The 16,011-nt window shown below is 71.5% G+C and carries 9 protein-coding genes; 4 read left to right on the top strand and 5 right to left on the bottom strand.

The features are described 5' to 3' along the window. Nucleotides 1–1,899, top strand: coding sequence for a translation factor GTPase family protein (locus tag OG943_RS23615; RefSeq protein ID WP_328603076.1), 1,899 nt, complete (start codon nt 1–3; stop codon nt 1,897–1,899). A 56-nt stretch (nt 1,900–1,955) separates the two neighbouring features. Here the strand turns inward: OG943_RS23615 and OG943_RS23610 are convergent, their stop codons facing one another. Together OG943_RS23610 and OG943_RS23605 are read right to left on the bottom strand one after the other, a co-directional pair. Then, nucleotides 1,956–4,166 carry a discoidin domain-containing protein gene (locus OG943_RS23610; protein ID WP_328603075.1) on the bottom strand — a complete coding sequence of 737 codons (2,211 nt, stop codon included), beginning with the start codon at nt 4,164–4,166 and terminating at the stop codon, nt 1,956–1,958. A gap of 38 nt (nt 4,167–4,204) precedes the next feature. Continuing rightward, nucleotides 4,205–6,571: a discoidin domain-containing protein gene (locus OG943_RS23605; protein ID WP_328603074.1), complete on the bottom strand. Its 2,367-nt coding sequence runs from the start codon at nt 6,569–6,571 to the stop codon at nt 4,205–4,207. A gap of 369 nt (nt 6,572–6,940) precedes the next feature. Here OG943_RS23605 and OG943_RS23600 point away from each other — a divergent pair, with 369 nt between their 5' ends. Beyond that, nucleotides 6,941–7,933 (top strand): alpha/beta hydrolase, encoded by a 993-nt coding sequence (locus OG943_RS23600; protein ID WP_328603073.1) that lies wholly within the window; start codon nt 6,941–6,943, stop codon nt 7,931–7,933. Nucleotides 7,934–8,029: 96 nt separating this feature from the next. Beyond that, nucleotides 8,030–8,611 (top strand): helix-turn-helix domain-containing protein, encoded by a 582-nt coding sequence (locus OG943_RS23595; protein WP_328603072.1) that lies wholly within the window; start codon nt 8,030–8,032, stop codon nt 8,609–8,611. A gap of 26 nt (nt 8,612–8,637) precedes the next feature. Here the strand turns inward: OG943_RS23595 and OG943_RS23590 are convergent, their stop codons facing one another. The 3 genes from OG943_RS23590 to OG943_RS23580 form a co-directional block, all read right to left on the bottom strand. Beyond that, nucleotides 8,638–10,410 (bottom strand): choline/carnitine O-acyltransferase, encoded by a 1,773-nt coding sequence (locus OG943_RS23590; RefSeq protein WP_328603071.1) that lies wholly within the window; start codon nt 10,408–10,410, stop codon nt 8,638–8,640. A gap of 54 nt (nt 10,411–10,464) precedes the next feature. Beyond that, complete coding sequence (locus tag OG943_RS23585; protein WP_328603070.1) at nt 10,465–11,322, bottom strand: HalD/BesD family halogenase; 858 nt, start codon at nt 11,320–11,322, stop codon at nt 10,465–10,467. Between the two features lie 268 nt (nt 11,323–11,590). Then, on the bottom strand, nt 11,591–14,188 hold the full coding sequence (locus OG943_RS23580) for a bifunctional FO biosynthesis protein CofGH (protein WP_328603069.1): 2,598 nt from the start codon (nt 14,186–14,188) through the stop codon (nt 11,591–11,593). Nucleotides 14,189–14,331: 143 nt separating this feature from the next. Here OG943_RS23580 and OG943_RS23575 point away from each other — a divergent pair, with 143 nt between their 5' ends. Beyond that, nucleotides 14,332–15,951: an IS1634 family transposase gene (locus OG943_RS23575; RefSeq protein WP_442874552.1), complete on the top strand. Its 1,620-nt coding sequence runs from the start codon at nt 14,332–14,334 to the stop codon at nt 15,949–15,951. Nucleotides 15,952–16,011 lie beyond the last annotated feature (60 nt).

Below are 16,011 nucleotides of genomic sequence, written 5' to 3'. Positions count from 1 at the left end.
GTGCCCATCCTGAATCTGGGAATCCTCGCCCATGTCGACGCCGGTAAGACGAGCCTGACCGAGCGGCTGCTGCACGCCGCCGGGGTGCTCGGCCAGCCCGGCAGCGTCGACGCCGGCAGTACCCGCACCGACACTCTCGCGCTCGAACGCGCGCGCGGCATCACCATCAAGTCCGCCGTCGTCGCCTTCACGGTCGCCGGCACGACGGTCGACCTCATCGACACCCCCGGCCACCCGGACTTCATCGCCGAGGTGGAGCGGGTGCTGAACGTGCTCGACGGCGCCGTGCTCGTCGTGTCCGCGGTCGAAGGGGTGCAGGCGCAGACGCGGGTCCTGATGCGGACGTTGCGGCGGCTCCGCATCCCGACCCTGGTGTTCGTCAACAAACTCGACCGCCGCGGCGCGGACCCGGGCCGCGTGCTGCGGGAGATCACGGCGAAGCTGACTCCCGCGACCGTCCCCATGGGACAGCGGTACTCGCCGTCCCGGCTCGCGGAAGTGCTCGCCGAGCATGACGACGCGCTGCTCCGGTCCTATGTGGATAACCAGCTTCCGTCGGATTCCTTGCTGTATCGGCAGCTCGCCGATCAGGTCGGCCGGGCGATCGTGCATCCGGTGTACTTCGGCTCGGCGATCACCGGCGACGGCGTGCCCGAGCTGATGACCGGGATCCGGGAGCTGCTGCCCACGGCGGCCGGAGATCCGGATGGGCCGTTGTCCGGCACGGTGTTCAAGGTCGAGCGCGGGGCTGGGGGCGAGAAGATCGCGTACGCGCGGATGTTTTCCGGCACCCTGCGCGTCCGCGACCGGCTGCGGCCCGAAACGAAGGTGACCGCGCTCAGCGTCTTCGAGGACGGTACGGCGGTGCCCCGCCCGTCCGTCGGCGCCGGCCGGATCGCGCGGCTGTGGGGGCTGGCCGACGTCCGGATCGGCGACCCCATCGGCGTGCCGCATTCGCCGGCGGAGCACCACTTCGCGCCGCCCACCCTGGAGACGGTGGTGGTCCCGCGCCGCCCCGGCGACCGGGGACGGCTGCACCTCGCGCTCACGCAGCTCGCCGAGCAGGACCCGTTGATCGGGCTCCGCACCGGGGACGAGCTTTCGGTGTCGCTGTACGGCGAGGTGCAGAAGGAAGTCCTCCAGGCAACGCTGGCTGACTTCGGCGTCGCCGTCACCTTCCGCGAAACGACGACGATCTGCATCGAACGCCTCGACGGCACCGGCCGCGCGGAGGAGGTGATCGGGACGAACCCGTTCCTCGCGGGGGTCGGCCTGCGCGTCGAACCCGGGCCGCCGGGCAGCGGAGTGGTGTTCGGCTACGAGATCGAGCTGGGCTCGCTGATCCCGGCGTTCCTGAAGGCGATCGAGGAGACCGTGCACGAGACGCTGCGCGCGGGCGTGCACGGCTGGCAGGTGCCGGACTGCGTGGTGACGCTGACGTCGTCCGGTTACTACGCCCGACAGAGCCACTCGCACGGCACGTTCGACAAGAGCATGTCCAGCACCGCGGGCGATTTCCGGAACCTGACCCCGCTGGTGCTCGCGACCGCACTGCGCCGCGCGGGAACCAGCGTCCACGAGCCGATGCACCGCTTCACGCTGGAAGTTCCGGCCGACGTCGTGGGCGCGCTCGCGTCGACGCTGTCACGCTTGCGCGCCGTTCCACACAGGACGGAACTCGCGGACGGGACGGCTTCGCTGAGCGGTGACATCCCGGCCGCGTCCGTGCACGCGCTCCAGCGGGAACTGCCGTCGCTGACCCGGGGTGAGGGCGTGCTGGAGTCGGAGTTCTCGCACTACCAGCCTGTGCGCGGCGCTGTTCCGGAGCGGCCGCGGGTGGGCAGCGATCCGTTTGACCGCAAGGAGTATCTGCTCCGCGTGCAGCGGCGGGTGCGGTAAAGAATGAAGAAGGCCTCCCCGCCCGGGCCGCCACTCGGGCGGGGAGGCCTCCGCTCTCAGGCGGCCGCGACCTCCAGTTCGGAGACCTGCCCGGCCGGCCAGCCGGTGTTGCCCGTGATCGACAGCCGCACGAACCGCTGCGTCGCCGTGCCGAAGCTCGCCGACGCGGTGTTCGCCGAGGCCGGGTCGAACGTCCAGCCGCGCGAGGGCACCAGCGTTGTCCACGAGCTGCCGTCCGTGCTGCCCTGGACGGTGAGCGTTTCGGTGCGGGTGGCCCAATCAGTGGACGGCGGGAGCTTCAGCGACACCTTGTTGATCGCCGTCGCCGAGCCGAGGTCGACGGTCAGCGTCTGGGGGAACGCGTTGTTGGTGCTCTCCCAGTAGGTGCTCGCGTTGCCGTCCACCGCGTTCGACGGCGGGAAGCCGCCGACCGAGCCCGACGCGTTGATCACCTTGCCGCGCGCGATGTTCGTGCCCGACTGCGGCGGCTGCGGCGGGCCGGAGTTCGGCGCCGGCCACGACGAGCAGTCGCCCCAGGTGCCGGTCCAGCCGGTGTTGCCCGAGCCGCCGAACGTCATCTGCGGGGTCGAGGACGGGTACGGGCAGTTGTACGTGCCCGTGACACCGACACCGGACGCCGTCAGGTTGCTGATCGACACGCTGCCCTGCGTCTGCGACTGCGCCACGAACGTGCCCGTGCCGCGCACCGTCACGCCGTCGATGGTGATGCCGCTGACCGCCTTGCCGGCGCCGTTGCCGTCGATGAACTGGATCGCCTCGTACGGGCTGTCGATCGCGGTGAAGCCGTTGACCTTGATGGTCACGCCGCTGATCGCCTGGTCCCGCGCGTCGAACCACAGCGCGCCGACGCCGAACTGCCAGTTCGGGTCGAGCGCCCCGGCGCGCAGCGCGGTGTTGCCGGACAGCGTGACGGTGCCCGCGAGCGGCACCGAGCTGAACCGGTTGGCCACCAGGTAACCGCCGCCGAGCGCGTTGGTGTCCTGCACCAGGTTGCCGCTCACGGTGTTGTCCGACCCGCCGTACAGCGCGATGCCGTTGGCCAGATTCGGCTGCACCACGGTGTTGCCCGTGAGCGAGTTGCCCGAGTCGGCCTGGCCGTTGGACCACAGCGCGAGGCCGTCGTCACCGTTGTTGCGCAGGTAGTTGTTGTGCAGCGTCGAATTCGTCACGGCGCCGTCGAAGTTGACGCCGTCGGCCTGCGTGTCGAGGATGCGGTTGTTCTCGATCGTCAGGTTCGACGACGCGCCGCTCATCAGCCACAGGCCGCACTTGGTGTTCTGGATCCACAGCCCGGACACCGTCGAGCCGGCCCCGAGCACGCCGTGGAAAGCGTTGTCCGGGCTGCTGTCGTTGCGCTCGGAGACCGAGCCGAACACGGCGAAGTCGTAGAGCTTGATGTTCCCGGACGCGCTGCCGTTGTTGAAGATGTTGTTGCCGTGCAACACGGTGTACCACTGCCCGGCGCCGCGGACGGTGGTCTGGTCGATCTGCAGCGCCGAGCCGATTTCGAACCGGCCGGACGGCACCCACAGCTCCTTGCCCTGCGAGCGCGCCGCGGACAGGCCGTTGCGGAACGCCTGGGTGTCGTCGGACTGGTCGTCCGCCGTGGCGCCGTAGTCGGTGACCGAAAGCGCGTTCGCCGGCTTGGTGCCTGCGCCGCCGACCTGTTCGAAGTCGGCCAGATCGATGGTCGCCTGGCCGACGTCACCGGAGTCCAGCTGCACCTTGACCTTCGTGCCCGCGCCGGCGTTCTGGCCGAACAGCAGCCGCGAGTCGTCGAAGAAGTGGTGCGTCTTCGCGCCCGCGATGCCGGGCGTGTCGGTGTAGGAGTACTGCGAGGTGACGGAAAGGCCGCTGCCGAGCTTCGTGGCGCCGACGTACACCGACATCCGGCCGGAGCTGCCGTCCGGCACGTTGTAGTGCACGTTGATGGAGTTGGCCGCGGCGGGCAGGGTGAACTCGACGTACTGGCCCTGGCCGAGTTTCACGGCCTGGCGGCCGGACGCCTCCGACGCCACACTGCCCTGCGTGTAGTCGGGCCCGACCGCCGAGCCGGTGGTCGCCGAGCATTCGGCCTCGACGGTGCGGAACGGCGTCGAGGCGCCGCCCGGCGCGGTGGCCGGGCAGGTCGCCGCGGCGGCCGGGCTCGCCGAACCGGCCGCGAGCACGGCCAGCCCGGACGAGACCAGCGCCGCCGCCAGCAGCGCTGCCCGGCCGCGGGGCCGGGATGAGGTGGGGGACGACATCTTCGGGGCACTCACCTTTCTGGGGATCTGCGGGGAGGTCAGGACGCGTAGGCCTCGAGCTCGGACAGCTGCCCGGCGGGCCAGCCGGTGTTGCCGGTGAAGGTGAGCCGCAGGTAACGCGTGCTCGCGGCGGTGAAGGTGACGGTGGCGGTGTTACCGCTGCCGGGGTTGAACGTGTAGCCCGCGGAGGGCTTCAACGTGCTGTACGCGGAGTTGTTCGTGCTGCCGGAAACGGCGAGCGTCTGGGTGCGCGTGCCCCAGTCGTTCGACGGCGGCAGCTTCAGCACCAGCCGGCCGACGGACACGGCGCTGCCCAGGTCCACGGTGATCGTCTGGGGGAACGCGTTGTTGGCGCTCTCCCAGTAGGTGCCCGCGTTGCCGTCCACCGCGTTGCCCGGCGGGAAGCCGCCCTGCGAGCCGCTGGCGCTGGCCGCCTTGTTCAGGGCGACGTTGCCGGTCGGCGGCTGGGTGGGCGTGGTCGGGGTCGTCGGCGTGGTGGGCGGGGTGGTGCCGCCACCGCTGTCGCCGTTGTACACCGGCGTCGGCCACGAGCCGCAGAACGTGGTGGTCCAGCCGGAGTTGCCGCCCTGGTCGGCGAGGCCGGTCATCGCGTCCGGGCCCATGCAGTTGTAGATGCCCGCGCGGCCGATCTTGGTCGCGACGACGTTCTTCACCGTGCCGGCCGGCTTCGCCTGCAGCTGCCACGCGAAGGTGCCCGCGCCGGTGATCCGCAGGCCGTCGAAGTGGACGTCGCTGGTGGTGCTGTCGATGAACTGGACGCCCTCGTAGTTGTTGTCCAGCAAGTCGTTGTCGACGACGTCGATCCGGCCGGTGATGGCCGAGTCGCGGCCGTCGAACCACAGCGCGCCGACGCCGAACTGCCAGTTGGAGTCGAGCACACCGGTGCGCATCGCGGTGTTGCGCGTGACGGTGGTGGTGCCCGAGAGCGGCACCGCGCTGAACCGGTTGGCCACGTGGATGCCGCCGCCCTGGTCCTGGTTGTCGGCCACCACGTTGTCGGACACGGTGTTGTCGTGGCCGCCGTAGACCGCGATGTTGTTCGCCAGGATCGGCAGCAGCACGGTGTTGAACGAGAACGTGTTGTCGTGGTCGGCGTCGTGCTCGGCCCACATGGCCAGGCCGTCGTCGCCGGTGTTGCGCAGGAAGTTGTTGGTCACCAGCACATTGCTGATGCCCTGGTGCAGGTTCAGCCCGTCCGCGGTCTGGTCGAGGATCCGGTTGTCGCGCACGGTGAGCCCGTCGAACGGCCCGTCGAGCCACAGCCCGACCTTCGTGTGCTGGATCCACAGGTCCTGCACCACCGAGCCGCCGCCCAGCGCGCCGCCGATGCCGTTGGCCTGGTCGCAGTCCACCCGCGCGTCGACCTCGCCGATGATCGCGAAGTCGTACAGCTTCACGTTGGTGCTGCTGCCGGGAACCGCCGGGTTGCCGGGGTAGGTCGGGGTGCTGCAGCTGGCCGGCTCGCCCTTGCCGAAGATGCCCGCGCGCGAGCCGTGCAGCTCGGAGTACCACGGGCCGGCGCCGCGCACGGTCACCTGGTCCACCGTCACGTGGTGGTTCAGCACGAACGTGCCCGCCGGGATCCAGACCTCCTTGCCCTGGCTCTTGGCGGCGGCCACGGCGGCGTCGAACGCGGCCGCGTCGTCCGTGGCGTCACCCGAAGTGGCGCCGTAGGCCGTGACGGACAAGGAGTTCGCCGGCTGGGTCTTCGCCGCGGCGACCTGCTCGAAGTCGGCGAGGTCGATGGTCGCGGGGGTGACGTCGCCGGCGTCGACCTGGATCCGGATCTTGGTGCCCTGCGGGTAACTGGCCGGGAAGAGGGTGCGGACCTCGTCGTAGAAGTGGTGCGCCTTGCCCTGGCCCGGGTCGTTGCTGAACGGGTAGCCGCCGTAGTACCAGCTGTAGCGCGAGGTGAGGTCGAGGTCGCGGTTGTGGGCGCCGTTGACGTAAACGGCGATCTTGCCGTTGATCCCGGTGCCCTGCGCGTTGTCGGGCAGGCTGTAGCGGAAGTCGAGCGAGTTCGACGGCGCGCTCAGGGTGAACTCGACGTACTGGCCCTGGCCCGAAAGCGTCACGGCCTTGCGCCCGGACGCCTCGCCGGCGAGCGTGCCCGCCGCGCGGTCGGGACCGATCACGGTGCCGTTGGTGGCCGCGTTTTCGGCTTCCTGCTCCACAAACGGGACGGTGGCGCCGCGTCCGGCGACGGCGAGGGCCGAGCCGGACGCGGCCGGGGCGGCTGCCGCGGGCAGGGCGGGGGAGGCGGCGAGCGTCAGCGCCGTCAGCCCGGCGGCCGCCAGCACCGCGCTGGTCAGCGCGGCGATTCTGCGTTTTCCGGTGGCCGGTGGGCGTTTTTCGGGCGCGCTGAAGACACCTGGGGGAGTCACGGGAGCAGCACTCACCTTTCTTGGGCTCGTGTGCACTGGTGGGGACAGTGTGAGCTGGATCATACGAATTTCTGACAGGGAATCGCAATACTTGGACGGACTTACGCAAAATTTCGACAAGCGCGGTCGATCATGACCACGGCTGCGGCGTTCGGCCCAGTTCCGGTGAACGGTCACCCCGATCAGCCCCCGGACCGGTCATCTTTCACCTGCTCCCCGGTCCGTGAAGGCCTCCGTGCCACGCGGGCAAGGAGGCCTTCACCGCGCCCCGCCGGATGGCGGGGCATTCCCGCCGCGTGGCTGAGGCGCGGCCGGGCCGGTCGCGACGAAGATCGATCCCGACCGGTGGAGACCCCTGGAGGTATCGAGATGACCGCGACCGACCCGTCGACGCGCCCGCGGATCGGCCCGCCGGTGCCGTACGACCCCGAGCTGGCGGCGGCGCTGGCGGTGGTCCGGGCCGAGATGCCCCGGCTCGACTCGTTCGAGTCGCTCGCCGTGGTGCGCGAGGCCGTCGCTTCCCGGCAGCTGCCGCTCGAAGACCTGACCGCGGACGGCACGATCGAGCTGTGGGAGGTCGAGGCCGACGGCCCGGACGGCCCGGTCCCGGCGATCGTCGGCCGGCCGGCGGGCGTCACCACCGCGGTGCCGGTGCTCTACTGGCTGCACGGCGGCGGCATGGTGCTGGGCGGGAACCGCGGCCGGGACCTGTTGTTCCTCAAGCAGTACGCGCGGGAGCTGGGGCTCGCGTTCGTCGCGATCGACTACCGCGTGGCGCCGGAGCACCCGCACCCCGCGCCGGTGGAGGACTGCTACGCCGGTCTGAAGTGGACGGTCGAGCACGCGGCGGAGTTCGGCATCGACCCGGAGCGCGTGCTCGTCGGCGGCGCGAGCGCGGGCGGGGGGCTGGCGGCCGCGGTGACCTTGCTGGCGCGCGACCGGAACGGCCCGGCGCTGCTCGGCCAGCTGCTGCTGTACCCGATGCTGGACGACCGCAACAACACCCCGTCGGCGTACCAGATGGCCGGCGCCGGCAGCTGGGACCGGACCGCCAACAACGTCGGCTGGACCGCGCTGCTCGGCGACGCCCGCGGCGGCCCCGACGTCTCGCCGTACGCCGCCCCGGCCCGCGCGACGGACCTTTCCGGCCTGCCGCCCGCTTTCCTGGACGTCGGCAGCGCCGAAACCTTCCGCGACGAGGTGATCACCTACGCGACGCGGCTTTCGCTGGCGGGGGTTCCGGCCGAGGTGCACATGTGGCCCGGCGCCTTCCACGGCTTCGACGGGGTGGCGCCGCAGGCCGCGCTTTCCCAGCAGGCCCGCGAAGTCCGCGCGTCGTGGCTGCGGCGGGTGCTCGGCTAAGGACTCGTGAGTGGCGATGACGGTTAGAACCGTCATCGCCACTCACGAGCGACGGTCGACGAGAAGACCCGCCTCCGCCTGGCCCGCCGCCTGGGCTTGGGCGACACCGCCCGCGCCGTGGCCCTGCCCGGCGGCCGGGCCGTGCTGGCGCCGCCGGGAGATTGGCCCGCGAGCAGCCGCACCACCGCGGTCGGGTCAGCGTTCCGGACGCAGGCTGGTGAGTCATCCGGTGGTGAGCCGCAACCCGGCCGCGCCGGTCTCGGACCCGTTGTCCCCGTACGCGATCTGCCCGCTTCCTGGGCCGCCGCCCGCACGGCGTTGCGCTTCACCGCCGAGGGCACCGAAGCCGATCCAGGCCCCCGCGTGGTGGAGTTCGCCGATCTCGGCGGACTGGCCGTCCTAGCCGAGGCAGTCAGCCCGTCGACTCAGCCGGTCGCCGACGTCGAAGCCGTCGAAAAAGCGCGGGCCGCGGCGCCGTGGGTGCTGCAGACGCTCGTCGCGGTGGCCGGCGCCGCCAGCCTGCGCGCGGCGGCCACCGCGCTGACCCTGCATCACTCCACGTTGCAGGAACGCCTCACCCACGCCGAACACCTGCTCGGCTGGCCGGTCCGCACCCCGCCGGGCCGTCTGCGGCTCCAGCTCGCCCTCGCGCTCTGGCGCCTGCACCGCAACCCGTGAAACCCCGCCACCGCAAGGAAAACACCTCACTCGGTGGCGAGCAGCTCCTGCAGTTCGCGCACCGCGCGGGCCAGCTCGTCCGCGAAGCGGTACATCTCCGCCGAGACGTGCTTCGGTGTGCTGAGGTAGATGTTCCAGCGGTCCGGCAGGAGCACGTACGCGACGCCGATGCACTGCGGGCTCGTCGAGCCGAAGCCGAAGTACTGGATGTTGACCGACGGCGCCGAGCTGGTGCTCAGGTAGTCCGCGCGCATCTTCAGCCAGCCCGGGCTGGTGTACAGCGCCGGGGTTTCGGTGTCCCCACGACGTTGCGCGATCAGCTGCAGTTCCCAGAGGTGCTGTTCCGGCGCGTCCCCGGCCTGGCATTCCTTCGCCCGTGCGACATGCTTCGCCGCCGCTGCCCGCAACGCTTTCCGCTTCTCGTCAGTGGAAGCGTTCTCGTCGGTCAGGACGTCGGCGAAGCGCACCACCTCGGGCGTGACGACTCGCATCGCCTCGGTGCGGCCGTGCTGGAACTGCCGGGTGGCGATCGACTCGTACGTCGCGCCCGTCAGGCCCTTCGCCCGACGGTGGGCCAGCTGGTACGACATCTGCGCGAAGGCGTCCGGCGACATCCCGAGTTCCTTCGCGCGGTTGGCGCCGAAGTCGAACGACACCGCTTCAGTCGCGGTGGCGTCCGCGTACGCCTTGAATGCTTCCGCCGCGGCGCGAGCGTCTTCCCGGAGGGCATCGGTGAGCGTGAACTCGATCGGCTCGAAGCCCGGCACGCCGTCGGCGGCCTCCCGCGGTTCCCGCGCACCGCTCAGCAGCGCGTCGGTGAAGCCCAGAATCGTGGTGCCGTCGAGCTCGCAGTGCTCGACGTTGATCCCCGCGGTGCCGTCCTCGAACACGACCAGGGACACGGCCTTGTCGAACCAGCGGTTGCCGCTGTCACCGTGCAGCAGCCGGTCGCAGGCTTCGAGCGCGGTCGACGGGGTGAACTCGTCCAGGCACAGGCAGAACAACGCCGTCTCGATGGTTTCCAGCGCTTCGCCGTTCCCCGCCTCGATCAACGCGGCCCGCGAAGCGGCCCACTCCGCGCGGGCTTTCGTGGTGAAGTGCCCGGCGGCGACGTCGGTGGCGTGATCGCCCTTGACGATCGCGCGGAGGCCGTCCGCGATCTGCTCGGGGGAGTACGGCCGGCCGTCCTCGGCGAGGACGTCCAGCCGGAACGGTGTGTTCCGGTGGAACACGACGATGTGCCGCTCGTGCGACGGCCCTGCCCACCCCTCGCGGTACGGCGTGCGCACGGTGTCCAGCACCGCGCCCGGGATGCGGGTGGCCGAGAACAGGAACTTGTGCTGCACCATCGACTGCGGAGCTCCGCGCACGAGCACCGGCGGCAGCAGCTCGTCGTCGACCCGGAGCTTGTAGTCCACGGCGGCCGCGGCCAGCTCGGCCGCGCGCTCCACCTGGCCCAGCGGGGAGTCCTGGAACAGGAAGAAGAAGTTGGCGTTGAGCGCGATCCGGTCGCGGCGGCCGAGGTAGCGGTACGGCCAGAACGTGTCGAGCCAGCTGTGCACCCCGGGTGAGCCGTCGTACTCCACCAGCGCGGCCTGCAGCTCGTGGGCGGGGCTGCCCGGTGCGAGGAACTCCGCGACCGCTGCTTCGGTCTCGGCCAGCTCCTCCGGCGTCAGCAGCGGTGCGCACCACTCGAGGAAGCGGCGGCCGCTGTCCGGCAGCGTGGGAACGGGGACGCGGGGGAGCCGGTCCTCGTTGCCGAAGGTGCGGGTGGACCATTCCGGACTGCTCACGATCATCCTTCTTCGTCGGAGGTCTCGAGCACGGCGGCGAGGTCCGCGGCCGTGCCTGATCTAGTCGAGCAGCTCGTCGCCCCGGTCGGTGCGGCCGGCCAGATGCGCGGGCAGGACCCGGCCGAACAGCTGCCTGGTCCGTTCCGCACTGCCGACTGTCCCCGGGCGCTCGCTGTAGGCGAAGATCGCCGAGTGGCGCGCGATCCCGCCCTTCACCGTACTGACCCGGTGCAAGGCGAAGCGTCCTTGGAACAGCTGCAGATCGCCCGGCCGGAGGGCGAGGCGCTGCACCGGATAGGCGCCGTCACCGGCCAGCACGGACCGTACGGCGGCGAAGTTCTCCTCGGCCGCGGACCGGATGTTCGGACAGTGCTCGAACGTCCCGCCCTCGGCCGCGCCCTGTGTCAGCAGGCTGACGGTGTAGGAGTTCGTGTCGAAGTGCCACGGATGCGCGCGCCCGGGCGCGATCACGTTGAGCGTCAGCCCGGACAGCGGGTCCGCGAGCTCGTGCAGCTCCGGCAGGCCGAAGCAGTCGGCCACGAAGCGCTGGAACAGCGGGCTGGTGTAGAGCCGGCTGATGATCGACGACGCGGGGATGTGATCGCGCGCGACGAAGGCGTTGCCGCGTTCCATGATCGTCCGCCCGGGGTGGCCTTCGGGCAGCGGCGCGCCGATCGCGGTGTTGTAGGCGTTGACCTGTTCGATCTTGGTGTAGGCGTGCGGTTCCAGCCCGGCGCACTCGGTGCGCAGCACCTCGCGCAGCTCGGGCCGGATGAAGTCGGTGAGCACGCTGCAGCCGGCGTCGGCCAGGTCCGCGCGCGTGCGCCCGACGGTCGCCAGCCAGGCCGGGCTGCCCGGGGCGGTGAGCGGGTAGCGGTCGGTGTCGACCATTTCCAGTGGCGCCACGGAGGTGCTCATCGAGGTCCTCTCGGCCGGGGGATCCCACGTCTTCGAGGGCTCCTGGGGCTCGACCCCGGGCAGCGGCCGCCCTGGTCGTGAGGCAAAGAGGTAGCACAGATCCCCGCCGCTCAACCGTCGGTTTGTGAGCGGTGACACAACGTCATCACCCGTCGCCGCTGGTCACGGCGGTGGGTAACCGCGGCCGGCCACGAGGACCGGCGGCGGACGCGGCAGTGGCGGGCGCCCCTCGACCGGGCGCCCGCCACCGAGCGGCTACGGAGTCAGGCTACGGAGTCAGCAGCGGCAGCAGCGGCTTGCGCACCGCCGTCGCCACCCCGTCCGACGCGTCCGCCGCGGCGATCCGCTCCGCCGAAGGTGTGCCGTAGCCCGTGGTCCGCTGGCGCAGCGGACGGCCCAGCGGCTCGACCATCGCGCGCATGTCGCTGATGGTCTTGTACGAGCCGTTCGCCGCGCCGGCCATCCGGCTGATCGTCTCCTCCATCAGCGTGCCGCCGATGTCGTTGACACCGCCCTGCAGCACCGCGCGGCTGCCTTCTTCGCCGAGCTTCACCCAGGAGCTCTGGATGTTGTCGAACGTGCCGTGCAGCAGCAGCCGGGCCAGCGCGTGCACCGCCCGGTTCTCGCGCAGCGTGGTCCCCGCGCGGGCGAGGCCGGCCAGGTAGATGGGCGCGCTCTGGTGGATGAACGGCAGCAGCACGAACTCGGTGAACCCGCGCCGCCCGTTCTTCTCCATGCCCTCGCGCTGCAGCCGGGCCAGCAGCTTCAGGTGCCCGACCCAGTGGCTCGGGTTGTCGACGTGCCCGTACATCATCGTGGACGTCGTGGGCAGCCCGATCTCGTGCGCCGTGGTGACCACCTCGATCCACGCCGACGTCGGCAGCTTGCCCTTGGTGAGCACCCACCGCACGTCGTCGTCGAGGATCTCCGCCGCGGTGCCCGGCAGGGAGTCCACTCCGGACTCCTTCGCGCGGATCAGCCAGTCCCGGAGGGACAGGTTGGTCCGCGAGGCGCCGTTGACGACCTCCATCGGGCTGTAGGAGTGCAGGTGGATGTCCGGCTGCCGCCGCTTCACCTCGGCCGCCAGGTCGAAGTACGCGGTGCCCGGCAGGTCCGGGTGGATGCCGCCCTGCATGCAGATCTCGGTGGCGCCCGCGGCCCACGCCTCGTCGACGCGGTCGCCGACCTGATCCAGCGACAGCGTGTACGCGTCGGCATCCGTGCGTCGCTGCGCGAAGGCGCAGAAGCGGCAACCCGTGTAGCAGACGTTGGTGAAGTTGATGTTCCGCGTGACGACGAACGTGATGTCGTCGCCCACCACCTCGCGGCGCAGGTCGTCGGCCAGCTTGGTCAGCGCGTCCAGCTCCGGGCCGTCGGCGTGCAGCAGCGCCAGCGCCGCGTCGTCGGACAGGCCGGCCGGGTCCTTTTCCGCGCTGCGCAAGGCTTCCAGCACGTCGGTGTCGAACTTCTGCGGGCCGGACTTGATCTTGCCGGCGAGCTCGTTCCAGTCGCCGTAGACCGAGTCGAAGTCGCCGCGCCGGTCGTCGGTGCGGCCGGTGGTGTCGATCTCGGTGTGCAGGTCCGTGCGGCCCGACTGCTGCCAGCCGCCGTCCGGCTCCTGCCACGGGATGCCGACCGGCATCGCGTCCTCGCGCGCCAGCCCCGTCGCCGGGTCGACGAGCGCGGCCACGTGCCGGGTGATGCGCGGGTCGAGCCACGGCTCGCCGATGTTCACGTACTCGGGGTAGATGGTCAGCCGCTCGCGCAGCTGGTAGCCGGCCTTCTCGGTCTGGCGCGCCAGCTGGTCGATCTGCGGCCAGGCGCGCTCGGGGTTCACGTGGTCCGGGGTCAGCGGCGAAACGCCGCCCCAGTCGTCGATCCCGGCGCGGATCATCAGGTCGTACTGGTTGCCGATCAGGTTCGGCGGCGCCTGGATGCGCATCTTCGGCCCGAGCACGAGCCGCGCGACGGCGATGTTGGCCGCCAGCTCCTCGAGGTCAGCGTCCGGGGTGGCGCGCATCTTAGTGTCCGGCTTCGCGCGGAAGTTCTGCACGATGACTTCCTGGATGCCGCCGTACTCCCGCGCGGTCTTGCGGATGGCGAACAACGCGTCGGCGCGCTCTTCGTGCGTCTCGCCGATGCCGATCAGCACCCCGGTGGTGAACGGCACCGAACTGCGCCCGGCGTCCTCCAGCACCCGCAGCCGGACGGCGGGGTCCTTGTCCGGCGAGCCGTAGTGCGGGCCGCCCTTCTCGCTCCACAGCCGGGTCGCGGTGGTCTCCAGCATCATGCCCATCGACGGCGCCACGGGCTTGAGCCGCTGGAAGTCCTGCCAGCTCAGCACCCCGGGGTTGAGGTGCGGCAGCAGGCCGGTCTCCTCCAGCACGCGGATGGCCATCGCGCGGACGTAGGAAAGGGTGTCGTCGTAGCCGTGCGCGTCGAGCCAGTCGCGGGCGGCCTGCCAGCGGTCCTCCGGCCGGTCGCCGAGCGTGAACAGCGCTTCCTTGCAGCCCATCTCCGCGCCCTTGCGCGCGATGTCGAGGACCTCGTCGGGGGACAGGAACGGCGACTCCAGCCGCCCCGGCACGGTGACGAACGTGCAGTAGCCGCAGCGGTCGCGGCACAGCCGGGTCAGCGGGATGAAGACCTTGCGGCTGTAGGTGATGATGCCCGCGCGCCCGGCTTCTTCGAGGCCGGCGTCACGGATCCGGGAGGCGTGTTCGGACAGCGTCGCCAGGTCTTCGCCGCGGGCGTGCAGCAGCACGGTGGACTCGGCGACGTCGAGCGTCTTCCCGTCCCGGGCCCGGGCGAGCGCACGTCGCATCGCCGACGGGGTGGGGGCGGTCAGGTCAGGATCGGGTGCCATTCCCGCCACGCTAGGTCCGCGCCGGGCGGCCGACCAGTGCTCCACCCGTCACTGGCTCACCCGTTCGGAACCGAAGATCGTCGGCGCAGGTCAGCGGGCCGGGAAGGTTGTCGATCACCGGGTCCGCGTGTATTACCTAAAGTGTGGCATCGGTGATCGGGAAGCGGATCGGCGGCCGGACCTACTACTACCTGGCCGAGTCCGCGCGGGTGGACGGCGAGCCCCGGGTGGTGGCCCAGCGCTACCTCGGCACGGCCGAGGAGATCGCCGGGGCATTGGCCGGCGGCGGCTCGGCCCCCGGCGACGCGCGGCACCGGACGTTCGGCGACGTCGCCGCGGTCTGGGGCACGCTCCGGCGGCTCGACCTCGTCCGCCGGGTCGACGCCGTGGTCGGCCCCCAGCGCGCGAAGACGACGCTCGGCCTCCACCTCGCGCTCGCCATCCTGCACCGCGCGACCGGGCCGGGCACCACGCTCGGCGAGTGGTGGACGGGTTCCGCCGCGCAGGACCTGGTGCGCCCGCGCCCGCCGAAAGCCGCGATGACCACGGAGGCGCACTGGCGCGCGTTGCAGCGCCTCACGCCGGAGCGCATCAACGCCATCGAGACCGCCATCGCCGAGGCGGTGCTCGACCTGCTGGGCGACGACGGCACGTCGGCGCTCGCGGTCGACGTGCCGCAGTTCGCCGCCTTCACCGCCGCCGACTGCACGCTGCCCTCGGCGTGCCAGGACGTGCTGGCCGGGCTGGGCCTCGTGGTGACGCGGGACGGCGCGATCCCGCTCTCGTCGCGGGTCTACCGGCGCGAGGGCGGCGCGGCCCCGACGTTCGGCGCGCTGGCCGGGGAGCTGGGCGAGCGTTACCCCGCCACCGGCCTCACGCTCGTCTTCCACTCGGGCCAGGCCGCGCAGCTGGATCTCGGCGCGCGCAGCGGCTTCGTCGGGTCGCTGCCGCTGGCCGACCACCCGGATCTGCTGACGCAGCCGGCGTCACTGCGCCGGCGCGTGGACCCGGAGCGGTTCGCGGGCCTCACGGCCATCGACACCCGGGCCGTCGTCGACGGCGTGCGGCGGCGGGTGATCCTCACGCACTCGGCCACGCTGCACGCGGCGCAGTCACGGGCGTTCGCCGACGAGCTGAGCACCGCCGTCCGCGAGCTGGACGGCCTCGCCGCGGCGCTGGCCGCGGGCACCCACCGCGGCGACCGGGCGCAGGTGCGCTCCGAGATCTCCCGCGTCACCCGCGGCCGCCGCGCCGAACGCGTGCTGACCACGACGCTGAGCGGCACGCACCCGGGGGAGCTGCGGCTGACCTGGCAGGTGGACCAGGCCGCCGTCACCCGGCTCGTCGACGAGTTCTTCGGCAAGCAGATCCTGGTCACCGACCACGACTGGCCGGTGGCCGAGGTGGTCACGGCCTACCGCGCCCGCACCCACCTCGAGTCCACGTTCCGCTGGCTCACCGGCCCGGCCGCCGTCGGCCCGACGCCGCGCTGGGAGTGGACGCGCCATCGCATCGCCGTGCACACGCTCGTCTCGGTGCTCGCCGCCACAGTCACCCACGTGATGCGGCGGGAGGCGGACAACGCGGGGATGAACCTGTCCGTCGGCGAGCTGCTGGACCAGTTGTGCGGCATCGGCGAGACGGTGCTGCGCTACCCGTCCACCGGCGGACGCCCGCGCGCCCGCCGCATCCTCACCGACCGGGACCCCGCGCAGCAGGCGCTCTACGAGCTGTTCGGGCTCGCCGAGTTCGCCCCGTCCTGATGCGCCGTCAAGGACTCCTTACCCGCGTCCAGCGCCGGTAAGGAGTCCTTAGCGGCGTTC

Source organism: Amycolatopsis sp. NBC_00345, assembly GCF_036116635.1.
GTDB lineage: Bacteria > Actinomycetota > Actinomycetes > Mycobacteriales > Pseudonocardiaceae > Amycolatopsis.
This window is presented reverse-complemented; position numbering and strand designations above follow the sequence as displayed.